12 protein-coding genes and 2 rRNA genes are annotated in these 17981 nt (G+C 58.9%); 9 read left to right on the top strand and 5 right to left on the bottom strand.

From position 1 onward, the window contains the following. The first annotated feature begins 3 nt into the window (after positions 1-3). The 3 genes from QVF59_RS02610 to QVF59_RS02600 all read left to right on the top strand — a co-directional run bounded on the left by QVF59_RS02610 (position 4) and on the right by QVF59_RS02600 (position 3744). On the top strand, positions 4-1173 hold the full coding sequence (locus tag QVF59_RS02610; RefSeq protein WP_287877213.1) for an efflux RND transporter periplasmic adaptor subunit: 1170 nt from the start codon (positions 4-6) through the stop codon (positions 1171-1173). Positions 1174-1176: 3 nt separating this feature from the next. Continuing rightward, complete coding sequence (locus QVF59_RS02605) at positions 1177-2625, top strand: efflux transporter outer membrane subunit (protein WP_287877212.1); 1449 nt, start codon at positions 1177-1179, stop codon at positions 2623-2625. 204 nt (positions 2626-2829) lie between these two features. Next, positions 2830-3744, top strand: coding sequence for a DMT family transporter (locus QVF59_RS02600; RefSeq protein WP_205677437.1), 915 nt, complete (start codon positions 2830-2832; stop codon positions 3742-3744). Between the two features lie 83 nt (positions 3745-3827). Here the strand turns inward: QVF59_RS02600 and QVF59_RS02595 are convergent, their stop codons facing one another. Continuing rightward, entirely contained in the window at positions 3828-4484 is a 657-nt protein-coding gene (locus tag QVF59_RS02595; protein ID WP_287877209.1) for a hypothetical protein, read from the bottom strand. A gap of 169 nt (positions 4485-4653) precedes the next feature. Beyond that, positions 4654-9465, bottom strand: coding sequence for an NAD-glutamate dehydrogenase (locus QVF59_RS02590; protein WP_287877207.1), 4812 nt, complete (start codon positions 9463-9465; stop codon positions 4654-4656). Between the two features lie 518 nt (positions 9466-9983). Here QVF59_RS02590 and aotJ (QVF59_RS02585) point away from each other — a divergent pair. The 6 genes from aotJ (QVF59_RS02585) to QVF59_RS02560 all read left to right on the top strand — a co-directional run bounded on the left by aotJ (QVF59_RS02585) (position 9984) and on the right by QVF59_RS02560 (position 15064). Then, entirely contained in the window at positions 9984-10748 is a 765-nt protein-coding gene (aotJ, locus tag QVF59_RS02585) for an L-arginine-binding protein AotJ (RefSeq protein WP_287877205.1), read from the top strand. Positions 10749-10844: 96 nt separating this feature from the next. After that, positions 10845-11609 carry an L-arginine-binding protein AotJ gene (gene aotJ, locus QVF59_RS02580; RefSeq protein WP_287877203.1) on the top strand — a complete coding sequence of 255 codons (765 nt, stop codon included), beginning with the start codon at positions 10845-10847 and terminating at the stop codon, positions 11607-11609. A 67-nt stretch (positions 11610-11676) separates the two neighbouring features. Beyond that, positions 11677-12366: an ABC transporter permease gene (locus tag QVF59_RS02575; RefSeq protein WP_287877201.1), complete on the top strand. Its 690-nt coding sequence runs from the start codon at positions 11677-11679 to the stop codon at positions 12364-12366. Further along, the gene (locus QVF59_RS02570; protein ID WP_287877200.1) at positions 12363-13094 is read left to right on the top strand and encodes an ABC transporter permease; all 732 of its coding nucleotides are present in this window, start codon (positions 12363-12365) and stop codon (positions 13092-13094) included. Before QVF59_RS02575 ends, QVF59_RS02570 begins: the two co-directional genes overlap by 4 nt. Before the next feature lie 94 nt (positions 13095-13188). Further along, positions 13189-13986 carry an ABC transporter ATP-binding protein gene (locus QVF59_RS02565; protein ID WP_287877198.1) on the top strand — a complete coding sequence of 266 codons (798 nt, stop codon included), beginning with the start codon at positions 13189-13191 and terminating at the stop codon, positions 13984-13986. A 154-nt stretch (positions 13987-14140) separates the two neighbouring features. Further along, the gene (locus QVF59_RS02560) at positions 14141-15064 is read left to right on the top strand and encodes a GlxA family transcriptional regulator (protein ID WP_240902490.1); all 924 of its coding nucleotides are present in this window, start codon (positions 14141-14143) and stop codon (positions 15062-15064) included. A gap of 69 nt (positions 15065-15133) precedes the next feature. Here QVF59_RS02560 and QVF59_RS02555 read toward each other — a convergent pair whose 3' ends face one another. The 3 genes from QVF59_RS02555 to QVF59_RS02545 form a co-directional block, all read right to left on the bottom strand. Further along, positions 15134-17260, bottom strand: coding sequence for an ATP-binding protein (locus QVF59_RS02555; protein WP_287877196.1), 2127 nt, complete (start codon positions 17258-17260; stop codon positions 15134-15136). 345 nt (positions 17261-17605) lie between these two features. Beyond that, positions 17606-17720, bottom strand: a 5S ribosomal RNA gene (gene rrf / locus QVF59_RS02550). Between the two features lie 145 nt (positions 17721-17865). After that, positions 17866-17981 (bottom strand): 23S ribosomal RNA (locus QVF59_RS02545); the annotation flags it as partial.

Genomic DNA, 17981 nt, shown 5'->3' with positions numbered 1-17981 from the left:
AGCATGACAAATCAGCGCCACACCAATCAGGGCGTGCCGGCCTTCCATCACGATACCCTCCCCGGCCTGGATGGCCGCCACAAGGTAGCCCGCCGTGCCCGCACCGTCACCATCATCATCGTGCTGCTGTTGCTGGCTGGCCTGGGGCGCACCCTGCTGGCCAGGCAGGCCAGCGCCGACACCCTGGCCCAGCGCGCCAGCCAGAGCGCCATCCAGCAAGTGCGGGTGGTGCAGGCGACAAACAATCGCCATGACAACCAGCTCACCCTGCCCGCCACCTTGCAGGGCATCAGCGAGGCCGTGGTGTATGCGCGCGGCAGCGGCTATGTAAAGCAATGGCTCAAGGACATCGGCCAACCGGTGAAAAAAGGCGAACTGCTGGCGGTGCTGGACACTCCGGACATCAACAAGCAGGTGGACGAAGCCGCCGCCAGCCATGAACTGGCACGCACCGCCTACCAGCGCTGGAGCCGCCTGCGCGCGCAGGATGCGGTCTCACAGCAGGAATTCGACGAAAAAAATGCCGCCTACCAGCAAACCGCCGCCACCCTCAAGCGTCTGCGCGACCAACAGGATTTTGGCCGCGTGGTGGCACCGTTTGACGGCATCATCACCAAACGCAATATCGACAATGGCAGCCTGATCAATGCCGGCAACGGCGGCAGCGGCCAGTCGCTATTCAGCGTGGCGCAGGTGGACAAGCTGCATCTATATGTTTACCTGCCGCAGGAGCGTGCCAGCCAGGTCAAGGTAGGCGACAGCGTCGACATCATGGCCGGTGACAATGCCAAAGCAGTTGCCGGCAAGGTGGCACACACCGCCGGTGCCATCGACCCGGCCAGCCGCACCCTGCAAGTGGAAATCGTACTGGACAATGCCGAGCACAAACTGCTGCCCGGCCTGTATGTGGAAGCCCGCTTCAAGCTGAAGAGCCCGGCAGGGCTGACCCTGCCCACCAACACCTTGATATTCGGTGCCGAGGGCAGCCAGGTGGCAGTCGTGGATGAGCACAATAAGGTGCGACTGCAAAAAGTGGTACTAGGCACCGACTACGGCAAGGACATTGCCATCAAGGCTGGCCTGAGCGGCAAGGAACGCATCATCCTCAACCCGTCCGATGCCATCCGCAACGGCCAGAGCGTGGCCATTGTGGCCAGCGGCAACAGCGAGTAAGCCATGCGAAGCTCCCCCGCCCTGCTGGCCGGCACCATGCTGCTGGCCACCCTCAGCGCCTGCTCCGCCATCGGCCCGGATTACCAGCGCCCCACCATGGCCGACCTGCCCGCCAACTGGCAGGGCACAGGCAGCTGGCAAAGCGCAGCGCCTGCCGACCAGCAAGCCAAGCAAGCCTGGTGGCTGCAATTTGGCGATGCCACACTAAACCAGTTGGAAGCCGACTGCATCGCCAGCAATGCCAGCCTGAAACTGGCGCTGGCCCGCCTGCAACAGGCGCAGGCCCAGGCCGGCATCCATGCCGCCGCCAGCCTGCCCACGATCAGTGCCGGTGCCAGTATCAGCCGCAGCCGCATTTCCGCCGAGCGCCCGCTAACCAATTATCAATCAACCAACAGCAGCACCATCCAGAACGATTACAAGCCCACGCTGAATGTGAGCTACGAATTCGACTGGCTGGGCCGGGTGCGCCGTGACGTGGAAAGCGCCCGCGCCAGCGCCGCACAAAGCCAGGCCGACAGCGAAAACGTGCGCCTGCTGCTGACCGCCCAACTGGCCAGCGCCTATTTCCAGCTGCGCCAGCTGGATGAGGAAAGCGCCCTGCTGCAGCAATCCATCAGCCTGCAGCAAAAAGTGCTGCAACTAACCGAGGTGCGCCACCGCGAGGGGCTGGATGCCGCCAGTGCACTAGCCACCCAACAGGCCAGCCTGCAAGCGGCACAGGCCCAGCTGAGCCTGCTGGGCAACCAGCGCCAGCAACAGCAAGACCTGCTGGCCACCCTGAGCGGCCATCCGGCCAGCAGTTTCCGGCTGGAAAGCGCCACCCTGCCCGCCACCACCCCACAGATTCCGCCTGGCGTTCCGGCCGGGCTGCTACAGCGCCGACCGGACATAGCCTCCGCCGAGCGCGCCATGGCGGCGGCCAATGCCCAGATCGGCGTGGCCAAAGCCGCCTGGTTCCCACAGCTCACCCTGTCGCCCAGCTATATCGGCTATGAATCCGCCCAGCTGGCACGGCTGGTTTCCGCACCGGCACTGGTGTGGTCACTGGGCCTGCAAGCCGGCCAGACGCTGTTTGACAACGGCAAGACCCGCGCCGGCGTCAATTATGCCGAGGCCGGCTATCAGGCCGCTGCCGCCAGCTATCGCCAGACCGTATTGCAGGCGATGCAGGAAACCCAGGATGCGCTGTCCACCCTGCAGGGGTTGGATCAGGCCAGCCAGCAGCAGGGTGCCGCCGTCAGCAGCCAGCAACGCGCTTATGACATCTCCCTGCTGCGCTATCGAGAAGGGCTGGATAACGCGCTCACGCTAGCCATCAACCAGCAAAGCCTGCTGGCGGCGCGGCGCCTGCAATCCCAACTGCGCGGCAGCCAGTTTGTCTGGAGTGTTAATTTGCTCAAGGCACTGGGCGGTGATTGGCTGGCAGGGAGCGAGCCTGCTGGTTCTTGAGTCGGGTGACCGGCCACCACCCCACACCCAGGGCTAGAAAGCCCTGGCCATGACACGCAAGCCATGACATCTGCCAGCTTACAAGCTCAGGCAAAACAACTTACCGTCAACGTCTCAGTTGAATGCCTGCCCTGTAACGCAATCACCCCAGTGTTGAAATCACGGCAGCGACAGGCTGATTAATGCACATCCGGGGAAAGCACCATGCCTCTGCCCTCATCAGCATTGCGACGCTTCTCGCTATTCATGCAGCACCGCATGGTACTGGATGTCGCCGCACCAATGCTGTTTCTATTGCTGTGGGCAACAGGATTTGCCGTGGTAAAAATCGGTTTGCAGCATATCGAACCGCTTACCTTCCTGGCATTGCGCTACAGCTGCGTCATTGCCATTCTTTTGCCCATCCAGCTTGGATTCCGCCTCTCCATTCCGCATCACGGTCGTGACTGGCTAAACGTTTGCGTAATCGGCATTTGCATTCAAGTCATCTACTTTGGCGGAACCTATCTTGCGCTCAGGGCAGGGCTCTCTGCTGGAGCGCTGGCACTCATCGTCTCCTTGCAGCCCATTCTCGTTGCCGTGATTGCGCCAATCTGGATCAAAGAGCACGTTTCAAGCAAGCAGTGGTGCGGACTCAGTTTGGGCTTTGCCGGTGCGGCTATCGTCATCCTGTCAAAATCGGCCATTGAATCAACACCGTGGCAGGGCATTGCGCTGAGTTGCATTGCCCTGTCCGGCATGACCTTGGGGGTGTTATATGAGAAGAAAACGTCGGCTTCCATGCACCCGATTTCCGCCACACTGATACAGACTAGCGTAGGACTGCTGCTGATAGCACCACTCGCCCTGCTGCTGGAGTCCGGCCATATCGAGTGGCACCGCGACATGCTGTTTTCACTCACCTATCTGGTGATCGGCAACTCGCTTATTGCGATTGGGCTACTCCTCCATCTTGTCCGGCATCGCCCTGCGTCCAGGGTCTCAGCACTGTTTTTCCTGGTTCCGCCCTGCGCTGCCATCGCTGCGGGTGTGCTGCTCGGGGAGTCCATGCCCGGGTTTGCCTGGCTCGGGATCGGGCTTGCTACTGCAGGCGTATGGCTGTCCGTCAATATTCGATAAACCGCAATCGACAATGCCGCCATCCATACCAACACAACAAAAAACCCGCCAGTTGGCGGGTTTCGTTTTGGCATCGCACAGCATCACGACTGCACGCGCAAGTCCTGCAGGCCATCCTCGGCAGGCACATCGACATAGCGCACCAGGCCCGGCAGTTCATCCGGCAGCGCCTGTTGTGCCGCTGCGCCTTCCAGCAGCGCCAGCACCGGCTGCAACACCACGCGGCGCAGCAGGCCCTCGTCAGTACTCAGCGCATCCAGTCGCAGGCTGTAACTCCACTCGTCGCCAAACGGCGATTCGGAATCGTCCCAGCGCAGCAGGCGGCCAGCCTGATTGACCCACGGCTGCCAGCCGGTGGCGGGGAAGCCAACGTAGGCGTCGTAATCGAAGCTGAATTCACAGGTCCAGTGCGCAATATGCAGCACTGGACCCAGCGGTTCACCCTCCCCGCCCAGACCGACCCGCGGCACGCCGTCGCCTGCCAGGCTGATCTGGAAATTCAGGAAGGCGACGATAGTGTCCTTGCGCTTTTTCTTTTGCAGCAGCGGCAGGCTGCAGCACAGCGCCTGGCGGGATTCGCCACGCTTTTGCTGTTCGGTCAGCGGCTTGCCCACGGTACACAGCCCGCTGGCCGGCAAGGCCTGCTGCAGTAGTTCAATCAGCGCCTGTTCCAGTTGCTTGGCGTGGCGCCAGGCTTGCTCGGCTTCCCGTGCGGAGGCGTCGGCCTGTGTGTTCTGCATCTTGTCATTCCAGTCTGTTCGGCATGATGGATGCCGGAGTCAAGTGCGGATGATAGCCGGATTTGCCTGCTGCCGTCCGCCGCTTCTCATCAAACCCACCGCATTTTGTGCTGATCACCATAAAAAAACCGGCCCCTGAGGGCCGGTTTGTTCACATTGCCGTGGCTGATCAAGCCAGCAGGTGGTTGTTGAGCTCACGCATGCCGGCAGACAGCATGGCCAGATCCAGCACGCTGAAGGACTGCAGCTCGGCAAACATCTGGTAGCACAGTTCCAGCTCGCTGCGACGCTTGGCCAGCCAGGCATCGGCAAAAGCCTTGTCACCCGTGGCTTCGCTGAGCGCCAGCTTGGCCAGCTTGCGATGCAGGCGGTACAGGTCGTCACGCAACGCGGAGCGGGCCAGCGACTGCCAGCGGTTGTCGCGCGGCAGGCCGGTGATGGCGTCACGCAGCCAGTCCAGTTGCAGGGTGCGACCCAGCTGGAAGTAGTTCTGTGCCACTTCGTCCTGCGACAGCTCGCCGCCCTCGCTGATTTCGATAATGTCCATCAGCGGTACGGCAAACTCCAGACGCGCCAGCACGCGGGCCAGTTCCTGCGGCATGTTCGGCAGGCTCAGGCGGGCTTCCAGTTCGGCCACGGCCGGGTACTGTTTGGCATCCACCAGCGCAGGCAGACGTGCCAGCAGTTCCTGTACCTTGCCAGCGTACTGCTCGATCACGGCATTCACCGAGGTGAACGGACGCTTGTTGCGCAGCACCCAGCGGGTAACGCGCTCGATCAGGGTACGCACCAGCATCATCATTTCCATCTGCTGGTCGGCCGGAATCTGGTTATCCAGTGCTTCAATCTGGCCCCAGAGGCTTTCCGCATCAAACACGCGGCTGGCAATCCACCAGGCGCGGGCGATGTCGGCCGCGGAGAACGGCGACTCTTCCTGCAGGCGGAACACGAAGGTGGTGCCCATGCGGTTGATGATCTGGTTGGCCAGCTGGTTGGCGATAATTTCGCGCCGCAGCTGATGCTGTTCCATCTGCTTGCCAAAGCGCTGTTGCAGCGGCTGCGGGAAGTAGTTGACCAGCACCGGCAGGAAGTCGACATCATCCGGCACATCGGTAGCCAGAATGGCTTGATCCAGCGAGATCTTGCTGTAAGCCAGCAGCACGGCGATTTCCGGCACGGTCAGACCCTGACGCGCCAGGCGGCGTTCGTTGATCTGGGTTTCCGACGGCAGGTATTCGATTTCGCGGTTCAGCTCGCCGGTCTTTTCCATGTGCGAAATCATGCGCGCATGGGTGGACAACATGGAGGCGGCTTCCAGACGCTTGATCGCCAGGATCTGGGTTTGCAGCACGTTGTTGCGCAGTACCAGATGGCCCACTTCGTCGGTCATCTCGGCCAGCAGTTCATTACGCTGCTTCAGCGTCATGTCACCGGCTTGCATCACCGCGCCCAGCAGGATCTTGATGTTGACTTCGTGGTCGGAGCAATCCACACCAGCGGAGTTGTCGATCGCGTCGGTGGCGATACGGCCGCCGCACAGCGCAAATTCGACACGCCCCAGCTGGGTGCAAGTCAGGTTACCGCCTTCGGCCACCACGCGGGCTTGCAGTTCGTTACCATTGACACGTACCGGATCGCAAGCGCGGTCGCGGGCGTCGGCATGGCTCTGGCTGGAAGCCTTGATGTAAGTACCGATACCGCCGTTGTACAGCAGGTCGATCTTGGCCTTGAGGATTTCATGGATCAGCTCGTTCGGTGCCATGTGGTCCTTGTCGGTTTCCAGCCAGGCCTTGACTTCAGGCGACAGCGGAATGGACTTGGCCGAGCGTTCGAAAATGCCACCGCCCTTGGAAATCAACTCGCGGTTGTAATCAGACCAGCTGGAACGCGGCAGATTGAACAGGCGCGCACGTTCGGCAAAGCTGGTCTTGGCGTCCGGGGTCGGGTCCAGGAAGATGTGCAGATGGTTGAACGCAGCCTTCAGGCAGATGTGTTCGGACAGCAGCATGCCGTTGCCGAATACGTCGCCGGCCATGTCGCCAATGCCGATCACGCTGAAATCCTGCTCCTGGGTGTTGATGCCCAGATGACGGAAGTGGCGCTTGACCGATTCCCAGGCACCGCGGGCGGTAATGCCCATGCCCTTGTGGTCGTAACCGGCAGAACCACCGGAAGCAAAGGCGTCACCCAGCCAGAAGCCGTAGGATTCGGAAATGCCGTTGGCGATGTCGGAGAAGGTTGCGGTGCCCTTGTCGGCAGCCACCACCAGGTATGGGTCATCCGGGTCCAGACGGCGCACGTCCTTGGGCGGGATGATCTGGCCGGTCACCAGGTTGTCGGTGACATCCAGCAGCGCGGAGATGAAGATCTTGTAGCAGGCGATACCTTCGGCCAGGAAGGCTTCACGGTCGCTCGGTGCCGGCAGTTGCTTGCCAACAAAACCGCCCTTGGAACCCATCGGCACGATGACGGAGTTCTTCACCATCTGCGCCTTCACCAGACCCAGCACTTCGGTACGGAAGTCTTCCATGCGGTCGGACCAGCGCAGACCGCCACGGGCCACCTTGGAGCCGCGCAGGTGCACGCCTTCCACACGCGGGCTGTACACCCAGATTTCAAACATCGGGCGCGGCTGCGGCAGGAAAGGAATCTGGTTGGATTCCAGCTTGAAGGAGATGTAGGACTTGAACTCGCCCGCCGCATCCTTCTGCCAGAAGTTGGTGCGGCGGGTAGCCAGAATCACGGCCAGGAAGCCGTTCAGGATGCGGTCTTCGTCCAGGTTGGCCACATTGTCCAGCTGTTCCTTCACTTCAGCCAGCAGCGCATCGGCGCGGGCGTCGTCGGCATTCACCGGGTCCAGACGCGCCACAAACAGCGCCACCAGACGACGGGTGATTTCCGGATAGTTGGCTACGCACTGTTCCAGATAGTTCTGGCTGAAGGTGAGGCCGCCCTGACGCAGATACTTGGCCAGTGCGCGCACCAGCGAGATTTCACGCCAGTCCAGGCCAGCAATCAGCGCCAGACGGTTGAAACCATCGTTTTCGCAACGCTTGGCAAACACCTGGGCCAGCAGTTCCTGGAAGTCTTTCTGTACGGCTTCACTGGACATCTGCTCAAAGAAAGCACCCACGTCCAGGCCGAAATCGCTGATCCACACGGCGGAACCGTCTTCACGCTCGACACGGTAAGGATGTTCGTCGCTCACCTTGACGCCCATGTTTTCCAGAATCGGCAGGCTGGCGGACAGGCTCATCGGTTCGCCTTCGCGGAACAGCTTCAGGTTGAATGCCTGGTTGCCACGATGGAAAGGACGGTACAGCTTCATCGCCAGCGGGTGGCTGGCGGAGACCGATTCCAGCAGTTGCACGTCCAGCACCGCATTGCGCACTGCGAACTCTTCACGGTAGGCCACCGGGAAAGCCGAGCGGTAACGCTTGAACAGCAGGTTGCCGGCTTCTTCGCCATGCACTTCCACCAGCTGCTGGTGCATTTCTTCCACCCAGCCACGTACCAGACGGGCGATTTCCGCCTCGATATCGGATTCGCGGAAGGCCGGCAGCTTGGAAGCATTGGTGCGGATGATGTAATGCACGCGCGCCAGCGAGCTGTCGCTGATCTGCACGCTGAATTCCGCCGAGCTGCCGTTGAAGGCAGCCATCAGCACTTTTTCGATCTTCAGGCGCACTTCGGTATTGAAGCTGTCACGCGGCACGTATACCAGGCTGCTGACATAACGGTGGTAGCGGTCCTTGCGCACGAACAGGCGTACACGCGGGCGCTCTTGCAGGCTGACAATGCCTTCGGCGATCGGGCCCAGTACATCGGCCGGAATTTCAAACAGCTCGTCGCGCGGGTAGCTTTCCAGCACAAAACCCAGGGTCTTGGCCTTGTAGCTGTCGTCCACATAATCGCAGTTGGCCACCACGCCGGCCACTTTCTGGCGCACCAGCGGAATGTCCTTGGGCGATGCCTGATAGGCGCTGGCGGTATACAGGCCGAGGAAGCGGCGCTCGCCAATCACTTCACCCTTGTCGTTGAAGCGCTTGATGCCGACGAAGTCGACATAGGCCGGACGGTGGATGATGGAGCGAGTCTGGGATTTGTTCAGGATGATCAGTTGCGGCAGGTGCGCCAGTTCGCGCAGCTCTTGCGGCAGGGTCTCAAAGCTGGCGGAGTATTCCTTGTCACCTTGATCCTGCAGGATGCCCAGGCCGGAGCCCTTGACGATTTTCAGGCTGTCCTTGCCGTCGCGCTTGACCAGGTCGTAATCGCAATAGCCCATGAACAGGAAGTGATTGGCCGCCATCCAGCCGAGGAAATCCACGGCCTCTTTAGCTTCGGCAGCGCGTTCACCCTTGACCTTGGCCAGGTCCTTGCCGATTTCGCCCACCACGGCGCGCATTTTCGGCTCGTCGCTCACCACCAGACGGATATCGGCAATGATGCGGTTCAGTTCGGCTTCCAGCTTTTGCAAGGTAGCAGCATCGCTGACGCGGTCGATCTGCACGTGGATGAAGGATTCCAGCGGCAGGCTGCGATCTTGCGTGCGCTTTACTTCTTGCAGATTGCCGTTCTTGTCGCGGCCAACCGACAACACCGGGTGCACCAGCAGATGCAGATTGATGTTGTAACGCGACAGCAGCATGGAGATGGAGTCGATCAGGAAAGGCATGTCGTCGTTGACGACTTCAATCACCGAATGGGTGCTCTGCCAGCCATCACGCTCGAAATCGGGAGTATAGATGCGTACCTTGTGCTGGCCGGCGCTACGCTTGTGCGCGAACTCAAAATGGGCCAGTGCGGCACCGAACAGGTCCAGCGAGGAAAACTGGCGCAGGTCGGCATGCTCGGTTTCTTCGAAGTAAATCGGGAAGAATCCGGCAAGTTGTTGTGTCTCCTTGGGTGAAAGCTTGCTCTGTGCAACGGCCTGGATATCAGCAATCAGGCTCGCCAGTTCGGTCTTGTTGGTAAGCGACATGGGGCTTCTCTTGTTGTATGCACGGTTTGTGTCGGGGCATTGTAGTAAGCCCGCTACCAGCGGGATTTCCTTAATGCGACATCGACTTACAGAAAGATGGGATGCAGTGCAGCATGAAAAACCAGTGCCAGGTACGGTACTGGTTTTTCTCCCACTATTTGCCTTATAGCAATGCGACGGCCAATTACAAAAAGGCTGTGACAGCCTACATTGTATACAATCCTACAATCAACACATAAGTACATGATTTTGATGACGTTTCACAATGTATACAAACTGGCGTAAAATGCGCCCCTTCGCAATTTGGTGCTATCCGCCCCAAATGCGACTGATTGTTGGGCAGGGAGTTTCCATGCCACCATTGCCTGGCGTCTTCACAGGAGGCGCATGCAGGCATAACAACAACAGGTTCCGGCCGCGCTGCCCAGGCAGCCACCCCATCAGCGCCGGGTTTACAAAGTAAGACCACGGGAACAAGCACCATGCTTATTCCCTGCATGCGAGAAGCAGAGACACATATGAAGAAGGTTATTTTTGCGGCTGCCGTTGCAGTCAGCCTGTCCGGTTTTGCCAGCCACGCAGAAACCATCCGCTTTGGTGTAGACCTCAACTACCCGCCGTTCTCCAAGCAAGGTGCAGATGGCAAGCCGGAAGGTTTCGACATCGACATGGCCCATGCCTTGTGTACCGCCATGAAGGTAAGCTGCCAGATCGTGCCGCAAGACTGGGATGGCCTGATTCCCGCCCTGAATGCCAACAAGTTTGACGCCATCCTGTCTTCGATGCAGATCACCGAAGAGCGCAAGAAAGCCGTCGACTTCAGCAACAAGTACTACAACATCGCCAGCCGCATCATCGCCAAGAGCAATACCCAGGTTACCCAGACCGCGTTCAAGGGCAAGAAGATCGGCGTGCTGCGCGCCTCCACCCAGGAAAAGTTCGCCCGTGACTTCTGGGGCAAGAACGGTGCCACCATCGTGGCCTACACCAAATCTCCCGAATCCTTCCTCGACCTGAAAGCCGGCCGCGTGGACGCGGTGTTTGTGGACGGTGCCGTGGGTGAGCAGGAATTCCTCAAGACCGACGGCGGCAAGGGCTATGCCTTTGTCGGCCCCAATTACGCCGACGTGAAGTACTTCGGCCTGGGTGCCGGCATTGCCGTGAAAAAGGGCAACCAGGCCCTGGCCGCACGCATCAACAAGGCTATCGAGCAAATCCGCAAGGATGGCAGCTACAAGAAAGTACAGGACAAGTACTTCCACTTTGACGTCTACGGCGGCTAAGCCCGGCACGTCTGCTGCATGAAGTCCTGACCACGCCGGCAGCCAGTCTGCCGGCGGGCATTGCCTCACACTACAACAAGACTCACCGGAGAAACCATGTTCAAGTCCCTCATGGTGCTGGGCGCATGCGCGCTCGGCATGGCTGCTGCTGCCCAAGGCGAAACCCTGCGCTTTGCCACCGATGCCAGTTACCCACCGTTTTCCCAGCAAGGCCCTGACGGCAAGATGAAGGGCTTTGACCCCGATATCGCCCAGGCGCTGTGTTCTGCCATGAAAGTCACTTGCGAAGTGGTACCGCAAGACTTCGACGGCATCATCCCGGCACTGCAGGCCCGCAAGTTCGACGCCATCATTGCCTCGATGAACATCACCGACGAGCGCAAAAAAGTCGTCAGCTTTTCAGACAAGTACTACAACATGCCCAGCCGTCTGGTGGCCAAGCAAGGCAGCCAGATCAACGATGCCTGGTTCAAGGGCAAGAAGATTGGCGTGCTGCGTTCTTCCATCCAGGAAAAATACGCACGCGACAACTGGGTGAAGCTGGGGGCAAAACTGGTGTCCTATGCCAAGGCACCGGAATCCTTTCTCGACCTGAAGGCCGGGCGCGTAGATGCCAGCTTTGTCGATGCCGCTGTGGGTGAGTCCGACTTCATCAAGACGCCATCAGGCAAGGGCTATGCCTTTGCCGGCCCGGAATACAACGAGGTGAAGTACTTCGGAGAAGGGGCTGCCGTGGCGGTGCGCAAATCGGACACTGCCTTGCTGGCCCGCATCAACAAGGCGCTGAAGCAGATTCGGGCCGACGGCAGCTACGACAAGATCCAGAAGAAATACTTCAGCTTCGACATCTACGGCAAATAAACCGTCGCGGTGGTGTGGGCAATCCAGCGCCCGCACCGTCCCTTCCCGGGAAATACAGGGGTAGTACATGTTTTTACACGGATATCTTCCCAGCATCCTCGAAGGAGCGGTGCTGACACTGAAACTGGCGGCGGCATCGCTGGCGGTTTCAGTGCTGCTGGGACTGGTCGGTGCCATGTTCAAGATGGCCCCTTCCAAACCCTTGCGCACCCTGGCCGAGCTTTACTCCACCGTGGTCCGCGGCGTACCAGACCTGGTGTGGATGTTTTTGCTGTTCTTCGGCGTGCAGATGCTGCTCAACGATCTGGCCGCTGCCATGGGCTGGGCCGCACCAGATATCGATCCCTTCATCGCCGGCGTGCTGACACTGGGTTTCATCTTCGGTGCCTACATGACCGAAACCTTCCGCGGCGCCATCATGGCCGTCCCCAAAGGCCAGATGGAAGCCGGTGCCGCCTATGGCATGGGGCCGCTGCGCATCTTCCTGCGCATCACTTTTCCGCAAATGGTGCGCTTCGCCCTGCCCAGCTTCACCAACAACTGGCTGGTACTGGTGAAATCCACCGCCCTGGTTTCGGTGATCGGCCTGAATGATGTGATGTACCGTGCCGATGCGGCCAAGTCCAATACCCAGGAGCCGTTTACCGTCTACATGCTGGTGGCGCTGATCTTCCTGGTCATCACCAGCGTGTCCAACATCCTGCTGGGCATGCTGGAGCGGCGCTATTCCACTGGACTTAAGGAGAACGGCCTGTGATCGACTTTCGCCTGATTCTGGACAAACTGCCGGCCTTTCTGGGTGGGGCCGACGGCCAGCCGGTGCTCAGCACCAGCGACGGCATCGTCATGACGCTGGAGCTGCTGGGTGCTTCCCTGCTGCTGGGCATGCTGCTGGCCGTGCCGCTGGCACTGGGCCGGGTGTCGAAAAACCGCCTGCTGTCCGGCAGTGTCTGGCTGTACACCTATATCTTCCGTGGTACGCCGCTATTGGTGCAGCTGTTTATCATTTACTACGGTCTGTCGCAGTTTGACGCCGTGCGTGACAGCTGGCTGTGGCAATACCTGCAGGATGCCTGGTTCTGCGCCATTCTGGCCTTCACGCTCAATACTGCGGCCTACACCACGGAAATCATCGCCGGGCAAATCCGCACCACGCATTGGGGTGAAATCGAAGCCGCGCGCGCCATGGGCATGAGCAAGTGGCTGATGATGCGCCGTATCGTCATTCCTTCAGCCCTGCGCCGCGCCCTGCCGGCCTACAGCAACGAAGTGATCATGATGATGCAAAGCACGGCAGTGGCCGGCCTGGTTACCCTGGCCGACATCACCGGGGTGGCGCGCCGCATCTACAGCGACACCTATATGGCCTTCGAGCCCTTCCTGATTGCCGGTGCCATCTATCTGCTACTTACCTTTGTCTTTGTCTGGCTGTTCAAGCAGGCAGAGCAACGCTGGCTGGCCTATCTGGCCCCGCGCAAGCATTGACAGCGTGGGCAGCCACGAGGCTGCCTTCTTTCAGCAATGGCCGGCTGTCGGCATGACAGCGGCGCGATGAAACCTTAGAACAAGGGTTGCAAGCATGAAACTCAACGACGCGGCACAAGCCACCGACATCAAACTGCGCGTAAGCGACCTGCACAAAAGCTATGGCAGCCACGAAGTACTCAAGGGCGTGTCTCTCACTGCCCATGCGGGCGACGTGATCAGCATCATCGGCTCCTCCGGCTCCGGCAAAAGTACCTTTCTGCGCTGCATCAACATGCTGGAGCATCCCAACAGCGGGCAGATCCAGCTGGGCGGCGAAGAGCTGCAACTGGTACCGGACAAGAAAACCGGCGCGCTGCGTGCCGCCAACCACAAGCAGCTGGAGCGCATCCGTACCCGGCTGGCCATGGTGTTCCAGCATTTCAATCTGTGGGCACACATGACGGTGCTGGAAAACATCATCGAAGCGCCCATCCATGTACTGGGCCTGTCGCGGGACGAGGCCATTGCCCGCGCACGCAAGTATCTGGACAAGGTGGGCCTGAAAGACGTTGAAGGCAAATACCCGTCCCACATGTCCGGCGGCCAGCAGCAGCGTGTAGCCATTGCCCGCGCACTGGCCATGGAACCGGAAGTCATGCTGTTTGACGAACCGACTTCAGCACTGGACCCGGAACTGGTCGGCGAAGTATTGCGGGTGATGCAGGACCTGGCGCGCGAAGGCCGTACCATGGTGGTGGTGACCCACGAAATGGGCTTTGCCCGCGAAGTGTCCAACCACGTGATTTTCCTGCACAAGGGCAAGATCGAAGAACAAGGCAATCCGCGCGAAGTGCTGGCCAATCCGCAAAGCGAGCGGCTTGCACAATTCCTCTCCGGCAGCCTTAAATAAATCGTACAATGCCTCACTGAAATAGCAGCGCCACGCCATCCACGGCATGGCCTGCTTTTTTGGTATAGTGCTCAACTTTTTTGCAAACATGGGTCAATCAATGCACGCTGCCAAACCGTTACGCTACGGTTTTCTCCTGCTTCCGCACGCTTCCATGGCCGACTTTGCCATCGCCAGCGAAGTGCTGACCCGGGCCAACCAGCTGGCCGAAAAAAAGCTGTACGAATTCTTGCCGCTGTCGCTCAATGGCCTGCCGGTTGCCATGTCCAATGGCCTCAAGCTGCCGGTTGACCTGCCACTGGCCTACGCGCCCAAGCTGGATGGCCTGTTCATCCTGGCTGACGACATCACCATCGATGTCAATCTGGACGAATTGCTCAAGAGCATCAGCGGGCTGCATACCGATAAGCTGCCCATCGCAGGCATCGGCTGCGGCAGTTACTGGATGGCGCGCGCCGGCCTGCTCAACGGCTTTCGTTCCACCATACACTGGCAGGAAATCAGCCGCTTTACCGAAGAATTCCAGGACGTCATCGTGTCGTCCAATCTGTACGAAATCGATCGCTGCCGCATGAGCTGCGCTGGCGGTGCCGCCACTCTGGATTTCATGCTGTCACTGGTGGGCAGCCAGCACGGCCACGAATTTGCCGCCCGGCTATCGGAAATGTTCAGCATCGAACGTATCCGCCCAGGCAACGAGCGTCAGCGCATTCCGCTGGCCACCCGCATCGGTGGCAGCCAGCCCAAGCTGACCGAGGCTGTCAGCCTGATGGAAGCCAATATCGAGGAGCCGCTGACCACCGACGACATCGCCTACTATGTCGGCGTCTCCCGCCGCCAGCTCGAACGTCTGTTCAAGCAGTATCTGAGTACGGTACCGTCCAAATACTATCTGGAACTGAGACTGAGCCGTGCGCGCCAACTGCTGCAACAAACCAGCAAGTCCATTGTGCAGATCGGTCTGGCCTGCGGCTTTTCCAGTGGCCCGCACTTCTCCAGTACTTATCGCAACCACTTTGGCATTACCCCACGCGAAGAGCGCGCCCAGCGCACCCAGGTGGTGGTCGAGCCGCGCTGATCCTAGCCCGCCCAGCAAGATGAAAAAGAGCCGCATCGCGGCTCTTTTTTTGTTCTGCCAGAAGCAGAATCAATCGGGAACAGTCGGTTCCACCTCAGGCGTGGTCACAGTCTGCGACAAGGGCAATTCAATACGGAAGCAGGCACCACTGGCGGGAATGTTTTCGGCACTGATCAGACCGCCATACTGCTCGACAATGGTCTGGCAGATCGACAGACCCAGCCCCATTCCGTTTTGCTTAGTGGAAAAGAAGGGATGGAACAGCACTTCCAGCGACTCCGGCGAAATGCCGCGCCCGGTATCGCGCACTTCCAGAATGGCTTTCTTGCCCTCGCGCCGGGTGTGAATGATGATATGGCGCTTCATCACCGGCTCGTCCCGCAGCGCATCCATGGCATTGGACAACAGGTTAAGCACCACCTGCTCCATCTGGATGCTGTCCGCCATCACCGCCATCGGATAAACCGACAGCAGTTGCACCATCTCGATACTGCGTTCTTTCAGGTCGTACTCGGCCAGGAACATGCAATTCCCGACCACCTGATTCAAATCGATCAGGCGGATTTCCATCGCCCGCTTGCTTACCAGCGCACGCAGACGCTTGATGATTTCACCAGCACGGTCAGCCTGTGCCACAGCCAGTCGCAAGGCAGATTCAACCTGTGGCCGGCTATCTTCGCCAAACTCCAGCAATTGCAACGACGCCTGGCAATAATTGGAAATAGCCGTCAGCGGCTGATTCACCTCATGCGCGATACCTGAAGCCATCTCACCCATGGTGTGCAGGCGAGCGACATGGGACAGTTTCTCCAAGTGCTCTTTCACCCGCAACTCACTGGCCTCTAACGCCTCAGCCGCCCGCTGACGTACCGGGCCCATATCACGCAAGGCACACACAACACCGGTCAGGCTACCGCTGCGGGAAAACAGGGGGGCAATAGCTCCCTCTACCAGCCGCACGTGTCCCCTGGCCGTGGCCAGCTGCATGCGCTCGGGCAGTACCACGGTATGCGCCTCGCGATAACATTCGCTGATGGGATCCTCAGCCAGCTCGGATGACAGTTCCCCAATCAGCCGGAACACGTTCTGGAAAGATTGGGCAGTGACTTCCTCTCGGCTTACGCCAAGCAGCGAAAGCGCCATGGGGTTAGCCATCTCAATACGCTGCTGCGTATCCAGGATGATTACTCCGTCATGCACGGCATTCAGTGCCACGGCTGCCCGCTCACTCTGCAAAAACAGCGCCTCATCAGCCTGGCTCTGTGCTCGGCGCATGGCCAGACGCTGGCTGTAGATCAACCACAGTGAAATCACCAGAGACAGAATCAGGCCCTCACGCAGCAGCAGGCCTATCAACTTGAAATCGGACAGGAAAACATCCTTGCCTACCCGCAAGGTAAATGGCTGGGATTCACTGATCAAGGGCAAGCCAACTTCCAGGCGGGCCAAGATCGGCAACCAGTTATCGCTGCCCTGATGCTTGCCATGTGCACTGTAAATGGCAGTTCCATTATTGCCCGATGCCTGGATCGACAAGTCCAGGTCAATTGGCACGCCTTCATTGGGGGCAATGGTCAACAGCTTCTCGCAATACACCACCAATGCCACCACGCCAATCAGCGTTCCACGACCTGCGGCAGCACCACCCGCTTCTTTTCCCAGAAATACCGGTTGCATCAACAGATACACCCGGCCACCTTCATATAAATCAAACGGCGCCGATGCCACCTTGCGTCCGGTCCGGATGGCACGTTGCATATCAGCGGCAAAACGCGGCTCATGCAGCACATCAAAACCGTAAACCGAACTGGCTGTCGGAATATCTGGCTCAATCATGGTAACGACCAGATGCTGGTCACGTACCGGAGCCGGTAGCCAGCTACGCCGCCCCGAAATATCAAAATCGCGAATAAAAAAGGTTTTACCAAAACGCTGCTGCATTTCATCAAGAAAAGCAACGCGATTGTCCCGGGTAACATTCTGGAAGAATTCAAAGGTATAAAGCTGGGAATAATGCGCCAGCAATTGATGCGAAAATGACTTAAGTACTGGCATGTCAAATTTCTGCCGTGACAGCAGCAAGGCATCAACAGCAGCCAGGACCGACTCGTTCTGATCAAGCTTGCGCGCAATGACACCATGAGCCAAACGTGCGCTGCGATCAAACTCTTCCTGAATACGCTGGTATTCGGACATTGCCCATTGCATGCCAACCATCAGCGCAACACCAAGCCATATCAGGACAAACAGGTGCAGTCGTTTTCGCGGAAATTCTGGCAAGGGATTCTCTCAGGCTAGCAAGATAACAAGACGGCCAGAAGGCCATAATCCGGCCAAGTATTGTAACCTTGCCTGCCAGACAGTGACAGCGTAGTACTGCTTAGCACTCTGGTCCGCACTCAGCAAATAGCTTAGTACTTGCCTACCGATCCCAAATAAACATCCCAGATGGCAGGTAGTGCAAACGGCAGGCTGCACACAAACTTTCCGAGTACAAAAGCACAAAGCCCAGCTCGATTGAGCTGGGCTTCTGTAAGGGGAGTCTGGCAGTGTCCTACTTTCACATGGCGAATGCCACACTATCATCGGCGCTAAGGCGTTTCACGGTCCTGTTCGGGATGGGAAGGCGTGGGACCACCTCGCTATGGCCACCAGACATAAACTGTCAACAAACTCGAAGAAGCTTTGTCATCCAGACATTGTCTGAATCACTGAATTAATTAGGTATCTTAATCTTGGATCTTTGATCGCGTCGCACATGCACTATCCGTCAGCCCGGTTTCCCAAGCCACTCAAATGATAGGATCAAGCCTCACGAGCAATTAGTATCGGTTAGCTTAACGCCTCACAGCGCTTCCACACCCGACCTATCAACGTCCTGGTCTCGAACGACTCTTCAGGAGGGTCAAGCCCTCAG

It is taken from the genome of Aquitalea sp. (genome assembly GCF_030150775.1).
In the GTDB taxonomy this organism is placed as follows: domain Bacteria; phylum Pseudomonadota; class Gammaproteobacteria; order Burkholderiales; family Chromobacteriaceae; genus Aquitalea; species Aquitalea denitrificans.
Note: the sequence above shows the minus strand (reverse complement) of the source record. Positions and strands in the feature narration are given on the sequence as shown.